The sequence below is a fragment of the Okeania sp. SIO2B9 genome, assembly GCF_010672505.1.
Classification (GTDB): domain Bacteria; phylum Cyanobacteriota; class Cyanobacteriia; order Cyanobacteriales; family Microcoleaceae; genus Okeania; species Okeania hirsuta.
The window spans coordinates 1-1,307 of sequence record NZ_JAAHGK010001677.1 but is presented as its reverse complement, the minus strand read 5'-3'; the positions used below and the strand labels follow the sequence as shown (position 1 = coordinate 1,307).

Here is a 1,307-nt window from a genome sequence, read left to right as displayed (position 1 = left end):
TCCAAAACTCTGTAGAATTCTTAATATTTCCTGCCATTGGTAAATCGTAGACTAACCAAGTTATCGCAATTTGCTCATAAGTTAATTCCGAAAACTCTATCTTGATTGCCTCTATAATGTCTTTACCCAGAATATTTAACTGTTCATCTCGATCAAAAAAAGTCATATAGAAAAATTAGGTAAAATTTAGAAAAGAGAAAAATACTTATTTAATAATATATGGATTGAGTGAAAAATTCTCTGTTAATTATTCCATAGTTATTGAAAATTAAAGCTATCTTTAAATAATAGTGATTCTGATAACTAAGGTTGTAATTTATATCCATAAAATATTATAATAACTTCAGTAAATTATCCAAGCGAAATTTAGTGTTCGACCAGCAATTATCTAATGTTGTTGAGTATCAGTGCCAAGCTAATATCAATATCTATGATTCTTCTGAGTGCAATATTTTGGTAACTCAAGCAGCAATTGGGCGAAATTTACAAGTTATCCAGTTACAGGAAAAATTCGACAGTGCAATTTTGGTCAAGTTACAAGAAGATGACTATCAAGGGTGGTTAAGATATACAGACATTGATAAAATTCAGCCAACACAAACTCCTTTTCAGCCTCACATTTTTGGCGAGACTGAAATTAGAGAGAAATTACCAGAGGTGATTGCTTTTACCTATAAAGCGATGAACACTTCTAATTATTATCTTTGGGGAGGTACAGTAGGACCTAACTATGATTGTTCTGGCCTTATTCAAGCTGCTTTTGTTTCTGTTGGTATTTGGTTACCTAGAGATGCTTATCAACAGGAAGCTTTTTGTCAGAAGATTTCCTTAGACAAATATCAATTAAATAATCAACTCATAGTCGGAGACTTAGTGTTTTTTGGCACTGGTGAAAAGGCAGATCATGTAGGATTATACCTGGGAGAAGGACGTTATATTCATAGTTCTGGAAAAAGTCAGGGTCGTAATGGCATTGGCATTGATGTATTGTCTGAAGTGGGTGATGAAGTTAGTCAAAGATACTATCAACTATTTCGGAGTGCAGCAAGAGTAGTTAGGAGTTATGGAAATACTAAGTAGGTTAACGTTAAAAATGGTCGTTATCAGAAGGCAACAGGCAAAATGAAAAGGGTTTTAGGCAATTTGACTTTTCGTTAATACTTCGATTGTTGGCGTTGGTAAAGGGATTTCGCCTTGGATTTGGCGGGATTATTAGGAGAAAGTCAACGCCAAAATATTGCTCAAATTACCGACAATATTATCGGCTCTTTATATAAAAATATACATCATTTTATTGCCTATGCCAA

At 33.5% G+C, this 1,307-nt stretch carries 1 protein-coding gene; it reads left to right on the top strand.

Translation table 11 applies throughout. The features are described from left to right. The first annotated feature begins 369 nt into the window (after positions 1–369). Positions 370–1,080 carry a C40 family peptidase gene (locus F6K13_RS33630; protein ID WP_124145822.1) on the top strand — a complete coding sequence of 237 codons (711 nt, stop codon included), beginning with the start codon at positions 370–372 and terminating at the stop codon, positions 1,078–1,080. Positions 1,081–1,307 lie beyond the last annotated feature (227 nt).